The sequence below is a fragment of the Flavobacterium caseinilyticum genome, from assembly GCF_004349085.1.
In the GTDB taxonomy this organism is placed as follows: Bacteria; Bacteroidota; Bacteroidia; order Flavobacteriales; family Flavobacteriaceae; genus Flavobacterium; species Flavobacterium caseinilyticum.
Window position 1 is genome coordinate 253,143 of sequence record NZ_SMFM01000003.1, and the last position, 23,126, is coordinate 276,268.

General features: G+C 35.1%; 17 protein-coding genes. 8 read left to right on the top strand and 9 right to left on the bottom strand.

Annotated features, from left to right (window positions below; translation table 11 throughout):
• Positions 1–46: 46 nt before the first annotated feature.
• Together odhB and E0F89_RS09555 are read right to left on the bottom strand one after the other, a co-directional pair.
• Positions 47–1,285: a 2-oxoglutarate dehydrogenase complex dihydrolipoyllysine-residue succinyltransferase gene (gene odhB, locus E0F89_RS09550; RefSeq protein ID WP_131909569.1), complete on the bottom strand. Its 1,239-nt coding sequence runs from the start codon at positions 1,283–1,285 to the stop codon at positions 47–49.
• Between the two features lie 156 nt (positions 1,286–1,441).
• Positions 1,442–4,219 carry a 2-oxoglutarate dehydrogenase E1 component gene (locus tag E0F89_RS09555; RefSeq protein WP_131909570.1) on the bottom strand — a complete coding sequence of 926 codons (2,778 nt, stop codon included), beginning with the start codon at positions 4,217–4,219 and terminating at the stop codon, positions 1,442–1,444.
• 120 nt (positions 4,220–4,339) lie between these two features.
• Here E0F89_RS09555 and E0F89_RS09560 point away from each other — a divergent pair, with 120 nt between their 5' ends.
• The gene (locus E0F89_RS09560) at positions 4,340–4,882 is read left to right on the top strand and encodes a hypothetical protein (protein WP_131909571.1); all 543 of its coding nucleotides are present in this window, start codon (positions 4,340–4,342) and stop codon (positions 4,880–4,882) included.
• Between the two features lie 9 nt (positions 4,883–4,891).
• Positions 4,892–6,223 carry an alkaline phosphatase D family protein gene (locus tag E0F89_RS09565; protein WP_131909572.1) on the top strand — a complete coding sequence of 444 codons (1,332 nt, stop codon included), beginning with the start codon at positions 4,892–4,894 and terminating at the stop codon, positions 6,221–6,223.
• On the opposite strand, the gene E0F89_RS09570 is transcribed toward E0F89_RS09565, so the two are convergent.
• Together E0F89_RS09570 and E0F89_RS09575 are read right to left on the bottom strand one after the other, a co-directional pair.
• Complete coding sequence (locus E0F89_RS09570) at positions 6,224–6,574, bottom strand: hypothetical protein (protein WP_131909573.1); 351 nt, start codon at positions 6,572–6,574, stop codon at positions 6,224–6,226.
• A gap of 158 nt (positions 6,575–6,732) precedes the next feature.
• Positions 6,733–7,707, bottom strand: coding sequence for a polyprenyl synthetase family protein (locus tag E0F89_RS09575; RefSeq protein WP_131909574.1), 975 nt, complete (start codon positions 7,705–7,707; stop codon positions 6,733–6,735).
• Positions 7,708–7,976: 269 nt separating this feature from the next.
• On the opposite strand from E0F89_RS09575, the gene E0F89_RS09580 reads away from it, so the two are divergent.
• The 5 genes from E0F89_RS09580 (at position 7,977) to E0F89_RS09600 (ending at position 14,869) form a co-directional block, all read left to right on the top strand.
• Positions 7,977–8,498, top strand: coding sequence for a YceI family protein (locus tag E0F89_RS09580; protein WP_131909575.1), 522 nt, complete (start codon positions 7,977–7,979; stop codon positions 8,496–8,498).
• 149 nt (positions 8,499–8,647) lie between these two features.
• Positions 8,648–9,244, top strand: a complete 597-nt coding sequence (locus E0F89_RS09585) for a TetR/AcrR family transcriptional regulator (RefSeq protein WP_131909576.1) — start codon at positions 8,648–8,650, stop codon at positions 9,242–9,244.
• 1 nt (position 9,245) lies between these two features.
• Positions 9,246–10,586: a TolC family protein gene (locus E0F89_RS09590; RefSeq protein WP_131909577.1), complete on the top strand. Its 1,341-nt coding sequence runs from the start codon at positions 9,246–9,248 to the stop codon at positions 10,584–10,586.
• 5 nt (positions 10,587–10,591) lie between these two features.
• Positions 10,592–11,659, top strand: a complete 1,068-nt coding sequence (locus E0F89_RS09595) for an efflux RND transporter periplasmic adaptor subunit (RefSeq protein WP_131909578.1) — start codon at positions 10,592–10,594, stop codon at positions 11,657–11,659.
• 42 nt (positions 11,660–11,701) lie between these two features.
• On the top strand, positions 11,702–14,869 hold the full coding sequence (locus E0F89_RS09600) for an efflux RND transporter permease subunit (RefSeq protein ID WP_131909579.1): 3,168 nt from the start codon (positions 11,702–11,704) through the stop codon (positions 14,867–14,869).
• A 527-nt stretch (positions 14,870–15,396) separates the two neighbouring features.
• On the opposite strand, the gene E0F89_RS09605 is transcribed toward E0F89_RS09600, so the two are convergent.
• Genes E0F89_RS09605 through E0F89_RS09615 form a run of 3 tightly spaced genes read right to left on the bottom strand, consistent with a single transcriptional unit; the run spans position 15,397 to position 19,199 of the window.
• Positions 15,397–18,027 carry a carboxypeptidase regulatory-like domain-containing protein gene (locus E0F89_RS09605; protein WP_131909580.1) on the bottom strand — a complete coding sequence of 877 codons (2,631 nt, stop codon included), beginning with the start codon at positions 18,025–18,027 and terminating at the stop codon, positions 15,397–15,399.
• Positions 18,027–18,845 (bottom strand): GLPGLI family protein, encoded by an 819-nt coding sequence (locus E0F89_RS09610; RefSeq protein WP_131909581.1) that lies wholly within the window; start codon positions 18,843–18,845, stop codon positions 18,027–18,029. Before E0F89_RS09610 ends, E0F89_RS09605 begins: the two co-directional genes overlap by 1 nt.
• Positions 18,846–18,899: 54 nt before the next feature.
• Positions 18,900–19,199: a hypothetical protein gene (locus E0F89_RS09615; protein WP_131909582.1), complete on the bottom strand. Its 300-nt coding sequence runs from the start codon at positions 19,197–19,199 to the stop codon at positions 18,900–18,902.
• A gap of 825 nt (positions 19,200–20,024) precedes the next feature.
• On the opposite strand from E0F89_RS09615, the gene E0F89_RS09620 reads away from it, so the two are divergent.
• Positions 20,025–20,702, top strand: a complete 678-nt coding sequence (locus E0F89_RS09620) for a hypothetical protein (protein ID WP_165930001.1) — start codon at positions 20,025–20,027, stop codon at positions 20,700–20,702.
• 128 nt (positions 20,703–20,830) lie between these two features.
• Here the strand turns inward: E0F89_RS09620 and E0F89_RS09625 are convergent, their stop codons facing one another.
• A complete protein-coding gene (locus tag E0F89_RS09625; protein ID WP_131909583.1) occupies positions 20,831–21,547 on the bottom strand; it encodes a DsbA family oxidoreductase in 717 nt (238 codons plus the stop codon).
• A 197-nt stretch (positions 21,548–21,744) separates the two neighbouring features.
• A complete protein-coding gene (locus E0F89_RS09630) occupies positions 21,745–23,115 on the bottom strand; it encodes an NADH-quinone oxidoreductase subunit N (protein ID WP_131909584.1) in 1,371 nt (456 codons plus the stop codon).
• Positions 23,116–23,126 lie beyond the last annotated feature (11 nt).

Consider the following 23,126-nt stretch of genomic DNA (forward strand, 5'->3'; position numbering starts at 1 on the left):
AAGGCGGGATTGCAATATGTTTCTGTAAATTTGATAAAAATCAATATTACAACTCTAATGCTTTTTTAGGATTGTTATCCATCAATAATTCTAATGGGTTTTCTAAAGCTTCTTTTACAGCAACCAAGAACCCTACTGACTCACGTCCGTCAATAATTCTATGGTCATAAGAAAGAGCAACATACATCATAGGATGTATTTCCACTTTTCCATTTACGGCAATTGGACGCTCGATAATGTTGTGCATTCCAAGAATTCCAGATTGTGGAGGGTTGATAATTGGTGTACTTAACATACTTCCAAATACACCACCGTTAGTGATTGTGAATGTTCCACCAGTCATATCATCAACTGTGATTTGTCCGTCGCGAGCTTTAATTGCTAATCTCTTAATATCCGATTCTACACCACGGAAAGTCAAGTTTTCCGCATTACGAACTACAGGAACCATTAATCCTTTTGGCCCTGAAACTGCAATTGAAATATCACAAAAATCAAAAGCAATCTTATGATCACCATCCATCATTGAGTTCACATCAGGGAATAATTTTAATGCTCTGGTTACTGCTTTAGTAAAGAAAGACATGTATCCTAAACCAATTCCGCCATGTTTTGCTTTGAACGCATCTTTGTATTCATTACGCAAGGTGTTGATTGGCGTCATGTTTACCTCGTTAAAAGTAGTCAACATGGCTGTTTCGTTTTTAGCGGCAACTAATCTTTCAGCCACTTTACGACGTAACATCGATAATTTAGTACGCTCCGATCCACGAGAACTACCTGTAGGAGTTCCCATTGAAGGCACTGCATTTACAGCATCATCTTTAGTGATTCTGCCGTCTTTTCCAGTTCCTGCTATGGAAGCTGGCGCTATATTTTTCTCGTCTAATATTTTTCTTGCTGCCGGAGATGGAGTTCCTGAAGCGTAAGTCGCTGCTGGAGCTGCCGCTATGGGAGCCGCTTTTGGTTCTTCTGCTTTAACTTCAGCTTTTGGTGCTTCAACTGTTTTTGCAGCTTCAGCAACTGGTGCATCACCTGCTGGTTTTGCTCCGTCCGTATCAATGTGGCAAACTACTGCTCCTACCGCAACTGCATCACCTTCTTCTGCTTTTAAAGTAATGATTCCGCTTGCTTCTGCTGGCAATTCTAAGGTTGCCTTATCAGAATCAACTTCAGCAATTGCTTGGTCTTTTTCTACATAATCTCCGTCTTTTACCAGCCACGTTGCAATTTCAACTTCCTTTATAGATTCCCCTGGTGATGGGACTTTCATTTCTAAAATCATGTTCTATTATTTTAAATTATGAATTTTAAGTTTTAAATTGTTCTCGAACAACCTATGTTTATTATTTGTACTATTTTTTAGCCCTGATGGTAGCGACATCCTTTTTCTAGCTTCTTTAGCTAGGAAAAGATATAGCGTACAGCAGGAAATAGCTCCTTATGATCTGTATAAATTTTTATCAAAAACCATTCGTAAAGCATCAGCCTGACGGCGTTTTGCTCTTGTGTAGCTTCCTGCTGCCGGAGCCGCGTATGCTTTTAATGAAGCTAGTCTCCATTTTACTAAATTGAAATTCATCAACATAAAGCTGTATGCTCCCATGTTTTTTGGTTCTTCCTGTGCCCAAACATAATCATCAGCGTTTGGATATTTAGCAATAATTTCTTTTAATTGTTCCACCGGCAATGGAAATAATTGTTCGATTCTAACTACCGCAACGTCATTTCTACCAAGAGTCTCTCTTTCGGCAGTAATGTCATAGTAGAATTTCCCGGTACAGAAAACTAGTGTTTTCACCTCGTCTTTATTCACTGTTTCATCATCGAATGTTTCCTGAAAACTTCCTGTTGCAAATTCCTCAACTGTAGAAACTACTCTTGGGTCACGCAACAAACTCTTTGGTGTAAACACAATAAGCGGTTTACGGAACGTTGTTTTCATTTGTCTTCTCAACAAGTGAAAAAAGTTAGCTGGGGTTGTACAATCAGCGACATACATATTATGTCTGGCGCAAAGTTGTAAATAACGCTCCATTCTGGCCGAAGAATGCTCTGCTCCTTGTCCTTCATAACCGTGAGGCAGTAATAAAACAATTCCGTTCTGGTTGTTCCATTTGTCTTCACCACAGGAAATATATTGATCAATCACAATTTGGGCTCCATTGCTGAAATCTCCAAACTGTGCTTCCCAAATTGTTAGTGCATTTGGATTTGCTAAGGCATAACCGTAATCAAAACCCAAAACTGCATATTCCGATAACAAGGAATTGAAAATATTAAATTTTCCGGTTGCCCCTTCTAAATTACTTAGCAGGTTCACCTCTTCTTCTGAATCTTCCACTTTTACAACGGCGTGACGGTGAGAGAATGTCCCGCGCTCCACGTCTTGCCCGGAAATACGAACATCGTAGCCTTCTTTTAAAAGGGAACCATAAGCCAAATGTTCCGCCATGGCCCAATCCAGCTTGTTGGTTTCGAAAAACATTGTTTTTCGGTCGTTAATCAGCTTTTGTATTTTATTAATAAACTTTTTATCCGAAGGCAGGTTACATATTACATTTGCCAATTCGGTCAGTCCTGCTGCAGGGAAAGTTGTGTCTACTTTTTTGAGCATTTCAACATCTGAAACTTGATCAAATCCCTTCCATTCATTTTTCATAAACGGTGTAATAATGGTCAAATCTTTTTTACGGGACTCTTCCAGATTTATTTCTAAATCTGATTTGTATTCTTGTTCCAATCCTTTTACAAAAGTGGAATCAATTACTCCGTCAGCAAGTAATTTTTCCATGTAAATGTCTCTCGGATTTTTGTGCTTGGCAATAATTTTATATAAAACAGGCTGCGTAAAACGAGGCTCATCGCCTTCGTTATGGCCATATTTCCTATATCCTAATAAATCTATGAACACATCGCTACCAAATTGCATTCTATAATCCAATGCAAAGGACATCGCGTGAACTACAGCTTCCGCATCATCCGCATTTACGTGTAACACCGGCGAAAGTGTAACTTTAGCAACATCTGTACAATAGGTAGAAGAACGGGCATCAAGGTAATTGGTGGTAAAACCTACTTGGTTATTGATAACAATATGAATGGTACCTCCGGTTTTATAACCGTCAAGTTGTGCCATTTGTACAATTTCATACAAAATTCCCTGACCGGCAATTGCGGCATCTCCGTGAACGGCGATTGGCAATACTTTTGAGAAATCGTTAGGGAAATATTTATCTTGTTTCGCCCTTGTAATTCCTTCGATTACTGCACCTACAGTTTCCAGGTGCGAAGGATTTGGCGCTAAATTAATATTGATTTTTTTACCTGTACTGGTAACTTTATCAGCGGTGAGTCCCAAGTGGTATTTTACGTCTCCGTCAAAATATTCCTGGTCGTAATCTTTACCGTCAAACTCTCCAAATATGTCTTGGGTTGATTTGCCAAAAATATTTGCCAAAACATTCAAACGGCCACGGTGTGCCATTCCCATTACAAATTGTTCAACTCCTTTTTCAGCTGCTTTTTCAATTAAAGCATCCAAAGCCGGTATGATTGATTCTCCTCCTTCAAGAGAAAAACGTTTTTGACCTACATATTTAGTATGCAAAAAGTTTTCGAAAGAAACAGCTTGGTTTAATTTATTCAGAATTGATTTCTTTTCGTCCAAAGAAAATTTAGGCTGGTTGTCATTATAACCCAATTTTTTCTGAATCCACTCTACCACTTCTGGTTTACGTATGTACATATATTCGACCCCAATGTGCTGGCAATATATGGTATCAAGATGTGTAATGATTTCCTGAAGCGTGCAAGGCTGTATATGAATAACTTTTGCCGCATCAAAAACAGTGTTCAAATCTGCGGACGAAAGTCCGAAATTTGTGATTTCCAGCGTTGGTGATGAAATACGTCTTTCTCGAACCGGATTCGTTTTAGTAAACAAATGACCGCGAGAACGATACCCATCTATTAATTTCAATACGTTGAATTCCTTTTGCAGTTTGTCAGAAACTAAGCTGTAATCGGCATTATTAACTGCAAAATCAGCAATTTGCCCCACTTTGTTCTCCTCATTGTAAGTCGTCATTCCAAAGTCGAAACCTTGAAAAAAACTTCTCCAACTAGGCTCAACGCTATCTGGATTCTCTAAATATTGATCGTATAATTGTGCAAAAAATTCTGTGTGTGCTGCGTTTAAAAATGAAAACCTATCCATAATATTTAGTGAATATACCTTTTTTGTTAAAATAGTTTGGCAAAAGTACGATAATACAATAAATTTATAATTTATTTTAAGATACTTTTACATTGAATATTGTTAAAAAACTGAAAACTCATGACAAAGAATGACTTTTTAAATAAATCCAAAACCTTTTCGGTGCTATTAGCATTATTTTTTTCAACTTGCCTTTTTGCCCAACAAAATGATATTCCGCCAGAAACGGAAAATCAATTCTGGAAAAATGTACAATTCGGAGGTGGAATTGGTTTAGGATTTGGTTCGGGCTACACCGATATTTCGTTGGCGCCAAGTGCTATTTATAATTTCAACCAATATGTCGCTCTGGGAGTTGGTGCTCAATATAAATATTTAAAGCAAAAAGACTTTTATGCCTCGCATTTGTATGGCGGTAGTGTCATAGGATTGTTTAACCCGATAAATCAAATACAACTTTCGGCCGAATTAGAACAATTGAGAGTCAATGTAAATTTAGATGGATCTAACAGCAATTCGCAGGATTACTGGAATACCGGATTATTTCTGGGTGCTGGTTACCGGTCCGGCAATGCTACGATTGGCGCCCGTTATAATGTTTTGAGTGACAAGAACAATATTTACGGCAGCGCCTTTATGCCATTTATCAGAGTGTATTTTTAATTATTTACGATGAGAAAAACTTTTCAATTATTCTGTATTTTATTTATCAGTTACAGTTTTGCACAAAACAGTATTTTACAATCCGGGCCGATGGTGGGTTATTGCGAAATGACTGAAGCAGTGATTTGGCTACAAACCAACAAAAAAGCCTCGGTGAAAATAGCTTATTTTGCTGTTGACAATCCTACTAAAATATTCTATTCGGATGTCTATTCGTCTTCAAAAGAGGTTGGCTTCACGCATCATATTATTTTAGATCAATTAAGTCCCGGAAAAAAATATAAGTATGATGTTTTGATAAATGACAAAAAAATCATCTTGCCTTATGAGACTTCTTTTTCATCAAAAAAACTTTGGGAATGGCGCGAAGATGCTCCTGATTTCACAGTGGCAATTGGAAGTTGTTCCTATTTTAACGAAACTCCACTGGATAGACCGGGAAAAGGGTATGGAAGCGAATATGGGATTTTTGAAAGTATCGCCAACAAAAATCCAGAAATTATGATTTGGAGCGGCGACAATATCTATCTGAGAGAAGCTGACTGGGATAGTAAAACTGGAATTTATCATCGCTATACTCATTCAAGGTCGATAAAAGAAATACAGCCTTTGATTGCAAAAACGCAGAATTTTGCGATTTGGGATGACCATGATTTTGGTCCGGATGATAGCGACGGGAGTTTTTACAATAAATTTCTGACTCAAAAAGCATTTAAAGATTTCTGGGCAAACAAAAGCTACGGCATGAATCCAGAGCAGAACGAAGGCGTTTATTCAACCTTCAGCTGGGGCGATGCACAGTTTTTTTTATTAGATGATCGGTTTTTCAAAACTCCAAACAACAGAATTACCGGCGAAAGAACGATTTTAGGAAACACTCAATTAGAATGGCTTATTAACGCGTTAAGTTTTTCTAAAGCGAATTTTAAAATCATTGTAATTGGCGGACAAGTATTAAACTCAGTAGCAGGAAAAGAAAATTACAGCAACTACCCTAAAGAGAAAGAAAAATTGCTAAAAGAAATTCTGGACAATAAAATAAAGGGAGTGTTATTTATAAGCGGTGACAGGCATTTTACTGAATTTTCCGAAGTTCCCCGCGAGAATACCTATTCTTTATTTGACTGGACTGTTTCCCCGTTAACTTCTGGTGTAGCATCTGAAAATGTGTGGAAGGAAAACAATATTTACAGAACAAAAGGCAGCTTGATTACGCAACATAATTTTGGGACTATTTCATTTTTGGGTTCAAAAGAAAACCGCCAAATGAAACTCACCATATTCGATACCAACGGAACTGAATTATGGAATAAAATAATCTTAAAAAAAGACTTGCAATAACTAATACTTATTCCTGAACCAAACTTTTTGCCATTCTCTTTTTAAAATCAGAAAAGCGACTTGTTCCGCGAGAATTACTAAATCAGAACCATCGAGTTTTTTTATTTCGTCTTCTGAAACATCAATTATGTAAAGTAAATTGAGATATTCAGCAAACTTATGCTGGATGAGGAGATAGATTTTTTCATGCAATTGCAGCTTCAATTCTTTTGGAGAAATACTTAAAGGAAAATCAACTGCTTCGTTAGCCAAATTGAAATCCTTATTCATTTGTTCGATTAATTTCAAATATAAGTTTTCACCTTCTGCTTCCGTAAGCAGTAAATCGGTATTTTTTGGAACTATAAACATTTGATTTCAAATTGTTGATTAGCGAATTTAGATTTATGATTTTCAGAAACTGCTCTAAATGTTTGATTTTTTTGAATTATACTGATTTTTGAAATAAACCATTATTTACCCGAAGTAAAACTTCTGCGATCAAAAATCGTTAATCTGCAATCAAAAATCTAAACTTTTCTTCCCATTAAATTTTCACCAAAAGCCTTCAGCATTTCTTTTTTATCGAGGCTGATATTCATTTTATCCAAGGTTTGGAAAGCCTTAAAAGTAAAGTCCTGTATTGCATTTTGAGTGGCTTCAGAAGCGCCGGAACTATTAAATAGCGCTTTTACACGCTCAATCTTGTCAGTATTATCTTCTGGCTGAATCGAAAATAAACTTTTCAATTCTTTCGCTTCTTCTTCATTTGAAAATGCAACGGCTTTTAGGTACAAATAGGTTTTCTTATTTTCAATAATATCACCACCAACTTGTTTTCCAAAGGTTTCCGGATTACCAAAAGCGTCCAGAAAATCATCCTGCAACTGGAAAGCCAAACCTAAATTAAGTCCGAAATCATAGATTAAATTAGCGTTTTCTACCGAAGTTTCAGCTATAATAGCTCCCATTTTCATTGCTGCTGCAACCAAAACGGCTGTTTTATATTGAATCATTTTCAGGTATTCCGGAATGGTAACATCACTTCTTTCTTCAAAATCGACGTCCCATTGTTGTCCTTCGCAAACTTCAAGAGCAGTTTTGCTAAATAACTTTGCTAAATCCCTAAAAATTAAAGGCTCATACTGCTCAAAATATTGATACGCTAAAATCAGCATGGCATCACCTGATAAAATGCCGGTGTTTAAATTCCATTTTTCATGAACGGTTTTATGACCTCTGCGCAATGGCGCATCGTCCATAATATCGTCATGTACCAAAGAAAAATTATGAAAAACTTCAACCGCCAAAGCCGCTGGCAACGCTTTTCTGTAATCCGCATCAAAAACCTCCGCACTCATTAATGTAAGCACCGGACGCATTCTTTTGCCTCCAAGATCTAAAATATAATGGATAGGCTCATATAAATTCTTAGGTTCTTTGGTTTCATATTGAGATTGCAAATAAGCAGAAAGGAACTCTTGATATTGAACGATATTGTGCATTGTTATTTTGTTTAGCGTTTAAAATTTAAAAAGGAATACAAAACATTCCAACTTTGAACTTTATATCCACAAAGAAACTCAAAAAACTTGAAACTAGCTAAAATGTTAAAGTTACTCAAACGTTAAATAAATCTAAATACTTAGGAAACTTTTTTGGTATCTACGGTTTCCGTCTTACATTTGCACTCGAAATTGACTGCTACATTTTTCTACTTTCACACTTGATAAAATTGTTGTTTTCTTTTCTAATCTAAAATACTCAAATCCTTATGAAAACCACATGGACAATTGACTCGAACCAATCTGATGTTCTTTTTAAAATGAAACATTCTATCATTGCATATTTAGCAGGTAGCATCAATGAATTTGACGGTTATATTGACATAGACAATAATCAAATATCCGATGCATCAATCGCCTTTTCATTAGATGTAAACAGCAGAGACGCTACGTTAGAACAAATAGACAACCACTTAAAAATGGATGATTTTTTTAACGTTAAGGAGTACCCATTAATTCGCTTTAAATCCACTTCTTTCGAAAAAGTTACTCCTAATATCAATTTCTTAAAAGGAAATCTCACCATTAAAAACATCACCAAAGCGGTAGAACTTGACGCGGAATTTATTGGAATTAACGCATACAATGGCATCAAAAAAGCAGCTTTTGAAATAACGGCTAATATCAATCGCAAAGATTTCGGCTTGACTCAAAATCCTTTTCAACAAGCTAGCGGACTATCTCTAGGACAAGATATTAAATTGATAGCTAATCTAGAATTTACAGTGTAGCGTACATTAATAATTTAAAGTTAAATAATTACTAATAAAATGGAAACTTTTTTAGTTCCTAGAGTTTCCATTGTATTTTTACATCAATTTTAAGGACTATTGAACATCTTTTAACTTAAAAATAAACCGACTATAATTACCCAAACCAAATGAAAGAGAAAATTATATCAAAAGCTAAGGAAATGTTTTTGAAACTCGGTTTCAAGAGTATCACTATGGATGATATTGCCGGAGAAATGAGTATTTCAAAAAAAACAATTTACAAGTATTTCGCTAACAAAGAGTTACTTATCGAGGAGAGTGTTCAAATAATTCACACCGAAATAAATAACATAATCAACACGATTACTTCACAAAATTTTAATGCCATAGAAGAGAATTTTGAAATCAGACGGATGTTTGATGATATGTTCAAATCCACTGATACTTCCCCAGTGTATCAACTTAAAAAACATTATCCTGAGGTATACCAAAAATTATTATCAGTTCAAGTTGAAATGTGCGAATCCTGTTTTAGGAAAAACATCGAAAAAGGAATCGTCGAGGGTTTATACCGCAAAAACCTGAATATAGATGCATACATCAAGTTTTACTACACTTTAATTTTTTCGATTAACGAAAATATTAGGTCAGAACGAGAAGCCTTTGCGCTTGAAATGGAAGCACTACAATACCATACCAGAGCAATGGCAACAGACAAGGGAATACTAGAATTAGAGAAAAATTTAATCAAATTAAGCTTATAAAATGAGAAGAACAATTATACTAATGACCGTGCTGCTTTCTTTAAGCATTAATGCACAAGAAATAAAAAGCCTAACTCTGCAAGATGCCATCGTATACGCACTAGAGAATAAAGCTGATGCAAAAAAAGCAAGATTACAAATAGAAAAAGGGGAATACGAAATCCAAGAAGTTCGTTCAAGAGCCTTGCCTCAAATTTCAGCAAATGGTAGCTTAAACTACAATCCTATTTTACAAACTACCGTAATTGACGGAGCGGGATTTGGCGCACCAGGAAATACAATTCAGGCTGCATTTGGTCAAAAATGGAACTCAACTGCAGGTATATCTCTTAATCAAGCCTTGTATGACCAAGCTGTTTTTGTAGGTTTGAAGGCGGCAAAATCAACCCGTGAATTTTACCAAATAAACGCACAGTTAACCGAAGAGCAAGTTATAGAGCGTGTAGCAAATGCTTACTACCAAGTTTACGTAACACGCCAAAACTTAACTGTACTTGATAACAACCTTAAAAACACCACAAAAGTTAAGGACATCATAAAAGGGCAATACGACAACGGATTGGCCAAAAAAATTGACTTGGATAGGACTATGGTTCGTATATCAAACATAAATACCCTACGCCAGCAAACCATAAATGCCGTTACACTACAAGAAAATGCATTAAAATTTTTCATGGGTTTACCAATGGATACTCGCATTTCTATTCCCGAAACGGAATTCGAAATTACTCCAAATGCACTTTCGTTGACGCCAGATACTACAATAAGAACCGAATACTTATTGCTTAAAAAGAACGAGCAATTATTAGAGTACCAAAAAAAATCTATAGAGGCAGCCTATTACCCAAGTTTATCGCTTACTGGCGGGTACAACTTCATTGGTCAAGGTCCTGAAATGCCTTGGTTCAGGAAACCATCAGATGGAGTGTACTGGTCTGATTTTGCTTCTATAGGTTTAAATTTGCGCATCCCTATTTTTTCAGGTTTTGGAACACGATCAAGAGTAAGTCAAGCTGATAACAAACTTGCCTCCATAAAAGTAGACTTAGAAGAAACGAAACTTTCATTGGATTTACAATATACCAACGCTAAAACACAAATTGAAAATAGCATTGTATCTATCAACAATCAAAAAGAAAACGCAAAACTAGCACAAGAAGTTTTGACCAATACCAACAACAACTACATTCAAGGTCTCGCATCATTAACTGATTTACTAGAAGCTGAAAGCGAACTTGTTGTTGCTCAAAACAACTACACTACAGCGCTATTAGATTATAAACTAGCCGAAATACAATTAATAAAAGCAAAAGGAGAATTAAAAACGTTAACCAATAAATAATCAAAATGAAAAAAATTATCATAACCGTAGTAGTAATTGCTGCCTCTTTAGGGATTATTACTTACATACTTACCAATAACAAAAAAGACAACGAGGCTAAAACTGCAGTAGTGGCTGAGAAAAATGCAACAGTATCTGTACGTACAGATGTTGTTAAAACAGAAGATGTATCTCTTGACTTTGTTTCTAACGGAAATTTTGAACCGGTTCAAGAATTAAAATTCTCAGCAGAAAAGTCAGGTAAAATCACCAAAATATTAGCCAAAGAAGGTGATTACGTGAGCGTAGGACAAACTCTTGCTATTGTACGTAGTGATGTGGTGAATGTAAATGCACAAAACGCAAACGCAATTTATCAAAACGCAGTTGCTGATTACAACCGATTTGAAAATGCATTTAAAACCGGTGGTGTAACCAAACAACAATTAGACCAAGCCAAACTACAAATGGTAAATGCTAAGTCACAACTTACACAAGCCAACATTAACGTAGGTGATACTAGAATCAAGGCACCAATAAGTGGGTTTATCAATAAAAAACACATTGAAGTAGGTTCTATCATTACAGGAATGCCTGCAACACAATTATTTGATATTGTAAACGTATCAAAGTTAAAATTGAAAGTTAACGTAAATGAAAGTCAAGTAGCTGGATTAAGAGTAGGAAGTGCTACTAATGTAGTTGCCAGTGTGTATCCAGATAAAACATTTTCAGGAAAGATTACTTTCATTGCTGCAAAAGCTGATGAAACTTTAAACTTCCCTGTAGAAATAGAAATTACAAACAATGCCAACAAAGACCTAAAAGCAGGAATGTACGGTACTGCTGCTTTTGCATCTAACCAACAAAAACAATCCTTGAAAATCGTTCCAAGAAATGCCTTTGTAGGTAGTGTAAGCAGCAACCAAATATTTGTAATTGAAAATGGAACTGCCAAGTTAAAAACAGTAACTGCTGGCAGAATTCTAGGCGATAAAGTAGAGATCTTAAACGGACTTGAAGATGGTGAACAAGTTATTGTAACCGGACAAATCAATTTGCAAGACGGAAGCAAAGTGGAAATTATTAAATAATCTTAAAGCCTTAAGCCTTAAAGTCAAAAAGCAAATAAAAAAATGAAATTAGCAGAAATATCCATAAAACGTCCCTCATTAGTCATCGTATTATTTACGATACTAACTCTAGGAGGACTGTTCAGCTACAGCCAATTGGGCTATGAATTGATCCCAAAATTTGAAACCAATGTGATTTCGATTGCAACGGTTTATCCCGGAGCATCACCTAGTGAGGTCGAAAATACCGTTACCAAAAAAATTGAAGATGCAATTTCATCCTTGGAAAACATCAAAAAAATTGATTCTAAGTCATTTGAAAGTTTGTCCTCGGTTTCGATAACATTAACATCTAATGCTGATGTAAATATTTCTATGAATGATGCGCAGCGTAAAATAAACGCCATCATTAATGACTTACCTGATGACGCTCAGGCGCCTTCATTAAACAAGTTTTCGTTGAGCGATTTACCAATTATGACCATTGGTGCCAACGGAAAAATGGACGAAGTTGCTTTTTACGACTTAATAGACAAGAAACTTGCGCCGGTTCTTTCTCGTGTGCAAGGAGTAGCTCAAGTTAATATCACAGGCGGACAAGAGCGAGAAATTCAAGTAAATTTAGATGCAGTAAAAATGCAAGCCTACGGACTTTCGGTACCGCAAGTGCAACAAAACATTTTATCCTCCAACTTGGATTTCCCAACCGGAAATATTCAAACCCGTGAGCAAAAAATATTAATCCGTTTAGCCGGAAAATATAAGAATGTTGAAGAATTAAGAAACTTAATTGTTGCTTCTAAAAACGGAATCCAAGTTCGTTTAGGCGAAATCGCTGATGTTCAAGACACTCAAAAAATCACTGAAAAAGTAGCTCGTGTCAATCAAAAAAGTGCTATTATTTTGCAAATCATAAAACAGTCCGATGCTAATGCGGTTGCGGTGAGTGAAGAGTTGGTGAAAACAATTGCTAAACTAGAAGCGGAGTACAAAACGACTGAATTAAAACTAGAAATCGCAAAAGATAGTACTGTATTTACACTTGAAGCTGCTGATGCCGTTGTACATGATTTACTTATTGCGGTACTTTTAGTAGCGTTTGTAATGTTGTTTTTCTTACACAGTATTCGAAACTCATTGATAGTAATGATTTCGATCCCAGCATCGTTGATTGCTACTTTTATTGGAATCTATTTAATGGGTTACACGTTGAACTTAATGAGTTTATTGGGACTTTCACTTGTTGTAGGAATTCTGGTAGATGATGCTATTGTGGTTCTAGAAAACATTTACAGGCACATGGAAATGGGCAAAAACAAAGTTCGAGCTGCCTATGATGGTACAGCCGAAATTGGTGGAACTGTAGTATCGATTACGCTTGTAATTGTGGTTGTGTTTTTACCAATTGCATTGAGTTCTGGTCTGGTTTCTAATATTATTACGCAATTTTGTGTGACGGTAATTATATCCACTTTATTATCATTAGTTGCTTCGTTTACTATTATTCCATGGCTATCATCCAGATATGGAAAATTAGAACATATTGAAGGTAAAAACCTTTTTGGAAGAATCATTCTTGGTTTTGAAAGTTATTTAACGCGTTTCATCAACTGGATTTCTGGATTATTGACTTGGAGTTTAGATCATTACAAAACAACACTAGCTATTGTTTTAGTTATCTTTTTCAGCTCAATTGCATTGGTTCCTGCGGGGTTTATTGGAGGTGAATTCTTCGCAGCATCAGACAGTGGTGAGTTTTTAGTTCAAATCGAAATGCCAAAAGATGCATCGTTAGAAAAAACCAACTTCATGACGCAAAAAGCAGAGGCCTTTTTAGACAAAGAAGATTTTGTTCACAGTCAATTTACTATTGTGGGTCAAACTAGTGGTGGTATGGGGGCTTCACAATCAACTGCTTATAAATCAGAAATTAACGTGAAAATGGTTGAATTAGACCAGCGCGATGAACCTGCAAATGTTTACGCTGCAAAAACCAAACGTAAATTAGAAAAATTACTAGTTGGCGCAAAAGTAAAAACAGTTCCTGTAGGTATTTTAGGAACGGCTGAAGATGCTACTTTAGGACTTATTGTAACAGGTCCAGATGTAGAAAGTGCCATGAAATTTGCTATTGCTGCCGAAAAAGAATTGCGCACTATTCCTGGTGCAACAGAAATTGAATTATCGGTAGAGGACGGAAATCCTGAAGTAAGCGTAAAAGTAGACAGAGATAAAATGGCCGCACTTGGTTTGAGTTTACAAACCGTAGGTATGACAATGCAAACTGCTTTTAGTGGAAACACAGACGGGCGTTTTAGAGCTGGAGAATACGAATACGACATCAATATTAAGTATAATGCTTTCGATAGAAAAAGTATTGCTGATGTAAGCAACTTGATTTTCATCAATGATATGGGTCAACAAATCAAGTTAAATCAATTTGCGACCGTTACGGAAGGTTCTGGTCCAAGCCAATTGGAACGTAGGGACAAAACGGCATCTGTGACAGTGAAAGGGCAAAACGTGGGAGTTGCTTCTGGAACAATTGTTGCGCAATGGCAAGAAAAAATAGATCAACTAAAAAAACCTACCGGTGTCAACTACATTTGGGGTGGTGATCAAGAAAACCAGTCAGAAGGTTTTGGAACATTAGGAATTGCTTTATTGGCTGCTATTATCTTGGTTTACCTTGTAATGGTTTCCTTATACGACAGTTTTGTGCATCCATTTGTAGTATTATTTGCTATTCCGCTTTCGTTCATTGGAGCATTACTAGCACTAGCATTAACGAATAACACCTTGAACATCTTTACGATTCTTGGAGTCATCATGCTTATTGGTCTGGTATGTAAGAATGCGATCATGCTTGTGGATTACACCAACCAACGTAGAGCCGCTGGTGAAACCATTAGAACCGCATTAATTCAAGCGAATCATGCGCGTCTTCGTCCAATTTTAATGACAACAATTGCAATGGTTTTTGGTATGTTCCCAATTGCATTAGCTGCTGGAGCTGGAGCCGAATGGAAAAACGGACTAGCTTGGGTAATTATTGGTGGATTGATTTCGTCCCTATTTTTGACCTTGATTATTGTTCCGGTGATTTATGAAATCATGGAAAAATTAATTGCTAAATTCTCTAAAGGAGAAAAAGTAAATTATGAAACTGAAATGATTGCTGATTACGAACATCGCGAATTAAGCGAAGACGGATTTACACCAAAACATTAACACATTCACTCTTCATAAAAAAACGACCTGCTCTTTATAGATGCAGGTCGTTTTTTTTGGCTTGTGTTTAATGGAATTAAAAAAATGTTTTCTTGTTTTAACTACATTATTTAGTTCATTACTGTGGCCTTTTTTGTCTCATCGAGCGCAGTCGAGATGTCACAACGGTTCTCGACTGCGCTCGAACTGACAATGGAACTATTATTTAGTTTATTACTGTAGCTTTTTTTGTCTCATCGAGTGCAGTCGAGATGTCACAACGGTTCTCGACTGCGCTCGAACTGACAATGGGACTATCATTTAGTTTATTACTGTAGCTTTTTTTGTCTCATCGAGCGCAGTCCAGATGTCACAACGGTTCTCGACTGCGCTCGAACTGACAATGGGACTATCATTTAGTTTATTACTGTAGCTTTTTTTGTCTCATCGAGCGCAGTCCAGATCTCAAAACGGTTCTCGACTGCGCTCGAACTGACATTGGGAATATTTTAGAATAACAAATGATGCAGACCTTAAATTAAGAAATATTACAACGAAAACCGGACCTTAAACAACAATTGCCTTGGTCTTAACATAAAATTAGTTGCCACATAACTAAAATCACTGACATTAATGGTTTCGAAATTATTGGTACCAAAAACATTGTTCACTTGCATCTCAAAATCAATTTTTTTCTTTTGAATCGTGTATCGATAAATAAAATCTGCAAAAACATTTTCGTTTCTTTCATTGAACAAGGTCGTGTTTATATACTCTGTTTTTAAACCTACATATTGTTTGCTTTTCAAATTAAAATTTAGATTTAAAACATGATTTTGTTGCTTTACTAGCGGTTGTTTTAGTTCCTCTAATTTGTTATTCGAGAACATCCACCTACCTGCGTATTCCAAATTAAGCCAATCCGTTAAATCGGTATCTATTTTGCTGCCCAAAATCAGATTTTGATTTGCAATGTCTACTAAATTAGCATTAATAATTTGCTGAGATTCCTGCAAAACAAAACTGCTATTTAAAGCTACATTTGATTTAAATGCAGAAACATATTTTCCTATTCGGGTTGAAAAATTATGACTGTATCTCGTGTTTAATTGCTCAATTGCATCAATTGAAACTGCTCCATTTGGTGAAACTTCACTTTGATATAGTAAATTATTCTCACTTTGTACATTACTGTAGCTAGTATTAAAAAAAAGTGATTTTACAGAATTCCTAAACGAGATTCCCACATTATAATTTTGAATTTTTGATTGTGGCAAAGGAGAATCAATTCTCTTAATGCTTCGGTAATTTTGCAAAATATAACCATAATGCAACTGGTTTATGGTACCAAATTGATTTGAAATTCCTGCCGAAGAATTAATTTTCCAATAAGAATTTACATCATAGTTCACCGTCAGTCGAGGTTCAAAAGTAGTTTGATTCACAGCCTCAGCTAGTTGTAACGGTATGTCTTTTATTGTATAGGCATGGAAGTTTATTGGGGTTGAGAGTTCAAATCGCCAATTCGCTTTTTTAAATTGAGTATTCAAATCAACATATAATTTAGAACGAAACCAATCTAGAGTATTCGAAAAATCAGGACTTAAAACGCTATTGGTTGATGTAGTTATATTACTATTGAGTTTTTGATTTTCCAATTGCAAACCTACTTTTGACTCCAATGTAAAATACTTTACCGCTTTGATCATCGATAAGGAGTTGTTTGTGTAATAGGTGAGTAAATCTATATGTTGTGTAACTGAATTGTACGGTTTATTTTCGTTAAGTAAACCCTCAAACTGTCCCGGATTTACGCGCAGTTCTTGTGGTGTTTTGTTTAAACCTAAGTACGAAAAAAGTACGACCTTTTGTTTCCCAATTGAAAAAATTGATTTCAAATTATTAGAAAATCTAAAATATTCATTGCTCAACTCCTGCTTTAAACCTTCGTTATTCAAAACGATATTCCCGCGCTGACTATCCCAAAAGCCTTGAAACTCCAGACTATTTTTGAAATAATTTTTGGTGGTGTTTTTTTGAAGTGTAAAGTTTGTTTGCAAAGAATTGTAATAGAATTGATTGTATTTTTCTTCTAACAAATCAATTGTACCCGAAGGCGTAAAAAACTGCGTATTGGTAAAACCTTTTTGCTGTTGATAATCATTTAAATACGAAACATTCACCCGCAATTCATAGTCTTTTTTTAACTTTTGCAAATAATTGCTCGACAATAAGTGAATGGAATTATCAAGCCATCTTTTTTCAGAAAATTTTGGATTGGCTAATTGTTGTACTGCAAGCCAATCTATTTTCTCTGAATTGTTTTCAAATTGATTCAGTAAATCTTCAATCGTTAATTTTTTAAGCTGCAACGCCACATTATCTCCCGTATTATTCGTTTGATAGGTAGTGAGCATTTGTCTTTTTTTAGAAAAAAGCATCGGAGTAATATTAGCATCCCAAAGTAATGGGCTAAAACCAGTGCCAATTCTCGCTTGACCTGTAAAAGTATAGGTGTTTTTAAGTTTGATATTGAGCGCCGTTCGATCAGAAAACTGTAAACTATCCAGTGTTTTTATGGGCTGATGGTTCTCCAGAATTTGTACTTGAGAAACCTCTTGATAAGGCAAGTTATCATTAGCTAAATTGTATTTCCCTTCTAACAAATCTAGGCCTTCAATATAATATTTATTAATTGCTTTACCTTGATATAAAATTTTACCATCAGGAAGCACTTCAATTCCTGGCATTCTCTTTAACACATCACCAATGCTGCGGTCTTGCTCTTTTGAAAATGAATTTACCAAATAGCGCAGAGTATCGCCTTTTTGTAAAATAGGCGCTGCTTTAACGGAAACCTCCTTTAAGACAAATGACTTTTCAGAAAGAATGAAATTTTTAATTTGCGTAGAATTATTAATTGCACTTACTACGGTTTCATACCCCATGCAGCGTACTTCCAAATCTACTTCAGGATCAGGACTGACTAAGGTAATTGCAAACATACCCTTACTATCTGTAATGGCATAAGCAATGATAGCAGATGATGATTTTTTATAAATGGATACACTTGCATTAACAATTACCTTGCCTCGTATATCCAAAACTTCCCCTTTAATTATGGTTTGAGAATACAGGCAATTGCCGAGAAATAATAACAGCCAAAAAACTATTCGCATTAATCTGTAAGTTCCATAGGATTGTTTTCAAACTTCATTTTTTCTTTAGCTCTTTGATCAGCTAAATCAAGCATTTCCTTTGGAAAAGTCATTCCTCCAGAATTAATCAAGGACGATGGCTTTTCCTTGTATCTCTTTTTTAGTTGTTTATACTCTTCATAAGTTATTTGAGTAGGTTTCTGTAATTGTTCCCCAGTATTACAAAAACTGGAACTATTTTTAATACTTGCAACAGTAAACTGATAATGTTTATTGGTATCATAAATTGATAAAATTAAACCCGGCAAACCACGAAATTTATATGGCCCATCGGCTATACTAATTTCTGTGGTATACCATGCCACATAAGTTCTACCCGCAAACTCAGTAGTTGCTTTTTTACAGTTATATCCTAATATGTCTTTTTGCTCCTCTTGTAATTTCCAATCAAACTTATCTAAATTTTGATTGTATGTATAAGTACCTTGTCCAATCCTATCGATAAAAATTGATTTAATAGTACTGTATTCCTTTACTATTGTATAATTTATTTTTGATCTCGATAGTGCCTTTCTATCAGGAAGCACCTTAGACACCTCATAATCACGCGCCATATCAAGTAATTTCTTTTGATTCAAACTTATATAATATGAAAAATCTTTTGCAATATACAATGCCATTAGCTCTTTCTGTTTACTGAGAGTATCCTCTTTGTTCACTTGGTATGAATAATCGTAGGTGATTTCATACCGCAAAGTATCTTTTGGAAAATTTTGAGCGTAAATTAAACCTCCTGTCCCTAGTGAAATAATTACCAATAAAAGTGATTTTATATTCATTTTTTGTTTTTTTTTAATAGGGCTGAAAAATAGCCCTATTTTTTGTTTGTGCCGTTAACAACCAGTTACCTCATAAATAATTTCTGACGCAGTTAGAAAAGCTGTAAACGGTGTATAATACATACTATCATATTCTACAATCCACTCATTACCACAATCATCAATGAATAAGAAAGATTTGTCTAATTCTTCAAAACTAACAATATTTAAGGTACCACTACTTACCATTTCTTTAAAAGTAGCAAAATCAATTTTTTTAGAAGTTTTAAAATCTAAAATTTTTTCATTATCCAAGCTTTCCAATTGTTTTTCATTGATTGTGCTATTATTTGCAAAAGCAAATGATCCAATCATAGCGAACGCCAGTGTAAACATTAATTTTTTTATAATTTATGGTTTAATAGTTACTCCATTAAGGACTTGAGCGGTTAGTTTTCGTCCTATTAGGTTAGTTTATCGTGATTCCACATCACTATTTTATTTTTAATTTTCTTTGGTTATAAATAAACAAAACCCCGCAATTCGTAGCTACTGAATATTTTTTACATTAAGGATTATTAAACCTTATTGCAAGACAAATCTGAAAAAAAAAACAAAAAAACACAATCCTTTAACACATAATTAACAATATTAATCATGTTTTTTTAAAATTAGATTCTTCATACACAATAATTTAAAAAAATTATAATCAGAATAGTGAAAATCAAACCTCCTATATAGTAAAGCAGTAGCAGACTATGAAGCTGAAATGATTGCTGATTACGAATACCGCGAATTAAATGAGGAGGGAGTTACTCCAAAACACGAGATGTAAATCTTATCAATATTCAAATACAAAACCTGTTCATTAGTTTGAACAGGTTTTTTCATGTCAATTTTTTGCAAATCTATCTTTCCGAACTACTTTCCTTTAGCAAAAACCATTGGAATATACCTGCATTACAGATTGCATTTTATTAAAAAAAACTTAATATTCGGTCCTAAAAAAATTTATTATGCTGCTTTTTTTCAAAATAGGTGTTTGATTTTCAATAATTTAAATACAAATAGCATATTGAGTAACCAAAGACCTGAAGAAGGAATTAAAAAATTTGGCATACTCCTTGGATATTCCTAATCAAATAAGAAAAGCGAAAGCCGAAAAGCTCACGAGTAGGCAAAATTCAAAATAGATGTATCATGAAAAAAATTACTCTTTTAGTAGCTAGCATCTTCGTATTTGGAGGTAGTGCAGCGAACGCAGCAGAAAAAATCGATTTTTCTGTAGAAAGAAGATCTCCAGTAGATTTTAGAAACGCCGATCCAATTGTGTTCACAGAACGTGGAATTGAGTTCTTCGTATTCCCTGACGGACAATTAGATTTCAATACGCGTCCTGCAAACGGCGGTGATAGATATTACAGATCTAATTACAAAGGCGGAACAAATAGAACCTATGGCGCACCGAATTCTGTCCGAAATGCAAATTATGGTGTAAAAGTGGAACACGATAATATGGGTCGAGTAAGACAAGTTGGAAATGTGTTCATCAATTATGATGTGAATGACAGAGTAAAAAGAATTGGCTCTGTTTACATGACCTACAACCGTTTTGCATTAGAAAGAGTAGGCGGATTAGAAATTATCTACAACCGTCGTGGTCAAATTGTTGATACTTTTGGGACTGTAAATGGTGGCAGAGTGGTCCAATTCAACCAAAACAATGTTAACAGAAATGGCTATGGTTATGGTTATGGAAATAACCAAAATTCAAATAATCAGGACGACTATTACTATAAAACTACTAGTCCAAAAGTCAAAAAAGAAGATAACAGAGTTGCAGCAGGTGCACCAATCAGAATAGAAAGAAGAAATTAGTTAGTTAAAAAATGGTTAGTTAGAAAATTCCCGCTGGTGTTGTCTCAGCGGGATTTTTGTTTGAAAATAATAATAATAATAATAAGGACTTGCACCATTTGAATTCTTTCACAAGCACGAATTGAGTTTTAATCACAACCATCAATCCCACAGCTGTCTCCATCCGTACCCTTCAATACCGTTATTTTCGCGTCAAATTTGCCTTCTTCCCATACTTTTTCAAGTGTTTTTACAAACGTTTCTACATGTTGCGCACCCGAAACAGCATATTTATTATCGAAAACAAAGAAGGGAACACCTTGTACACCGATAGCTTGTGCCTCATCAATATCTTGCCGCACTTCATTTGCGTAGGCATTCGAATGCAAAACTTCATCAATGGATTCAGCATTCAGTCCTACTTCCAATCCCAATGCCTTCAATGTAACCAAATCATTTATATTCTTGCCATCCGTCAGATAGGCTTTGAACAATAGTTCTTCTAAGTCATTTGCCAAATTATACTTTTTTGCCAAATGCAACAAGCGATGCGCATGCAATGAATTGGCCATAACCGCTTTTTCAAAATGAAAATCCAGCCCTGAATTTTTAGCATTTTGGGTCATATCGTCAAGCATCCCTTGTGCCCAATCGGTATCTTTTCTATATTTTTCTGCCAAATGCTCGACCATATTATCTTCCGGAGAAGCAACAAAGCCAGCATCCAACTGAAAGCTTTTCCATTCAATTTCAACTGCATCTTTATGTTCAAAATTTTGTAAAGCACCTTCTATTCTTCTTTTTCCTATATAACAAAACGGACACATAATATCCGACCAGATTTGTATTTTTAATGTATTTGCCATATTACTTTCTTTAATTAAATTCAAATTTATTCTATAACGCAAAATTAATCAATTCAGTTTTGCGCTTTTTGTGTTTTAGTATTTAATTATAGATATATGAATAGTAAATATTTATCCGAATCAAGAAAACACCTTTAAACCAAAAAAACCATCAAAATTGCTCTTGATGGTTTTTTGTATATTTTTAAAAATTTGGTTTATGCCAATAAATCTAAAACAAAAGATGGAAACAAACCTAATGCGATATTCAACATAATTGCAATAACCGCTACGGCATAAATGATAACCGGAGTTCCTTTTCGCTCTTCGTTTGATTCTTTGGTATACATAGCCAATATCAATTTAAAGTAGTATCCAACGCTTATAATAGAATTAACGACCGCTACGATTACTAAAGCCAAATAACCTGCCTGAATCGTTTGATTAAACAAAACCAACTTAGCAAAGAATCCGGCAAAAATTGGAATACCTGCCATAGAAAGTAAAGCTGCCGTAAGTATGGCGGCTAATAATGGATTGGTTTTTCCTAAACCGTGGAAATTCACAATATCTTCGTTGTCTCTATTTTTACAAACGTATAAAATCACACTAAAAGCGGCGATTCCAGATAAAGAATACGCAGATGCATAATACAACAAACTTCCTGCTGATGTAGACAAACTCAATAAAGTCATCAACATGAAACCGGCGTGGGAAACCCCTGAAAAAGCCAACATACGTTTTACATTTGTTTGTCTCAAAGCCATAATATTACCAACGGTCATCGAAGCCATAGAAATCACGACTACAACAATTTTGAATGACTCAGAAATATCCGCATTCATAACGGATAACAATTTGTATAATGCCGCCATAGCAACTACTTTCGCCAAAGTGCTCATCAATGCGGTTGTCAACGCCGGAGAACCTTCATAAACGTCCGGTGCCCAGAAATGGAAAGGAACTGCAGCCACTTTAAACAACATTCCAATTGTTACCAATACAATTCCTATTGGGAACCAAACCGGCAATTCAGCTGATTGTGATAATTCACTGATTTCAGTAACATCAAAACTTCCCATGGCTCCGTAAATTAAACAGATACCAAACAAAATAATTCCTGACGCAAAAGATCCCATTAAGAAATACTTCATCCCCGCTTCGTTACTTTTTAAATTCATACGATCACTTGCCGCAAGAATATAAAGCGCAATGGATAAGACTTCGATTCCTAAAAAGAACATCGCTAAGTTTCCAAAAGAAACCATCGCCACTGATCCTGCCAATAAAAATATTTTTATGGCAATATAATCCGAGATTTTAGATTGATGATTTTCGTAAAAATTATGTCCTAAGGCAACCAAGAAAATAGTAAGCACAATAAACAAAGACGAAAAAGTACTTGAAAATTTACTCACAACAATCATGTTGTTATAGTAGCTTTCTGTTGAATTAAATTCAGATATCGTTAAACCCAACACTCCCAACAATCCAAGTATTGTTATTGGTACAATGGCTTTCCTTAAATTAAATATTTCAAATAAAAGGCATAAAACACCTAATCCTATTATAGCTATTAATGTATTCATTTTTTTTATTT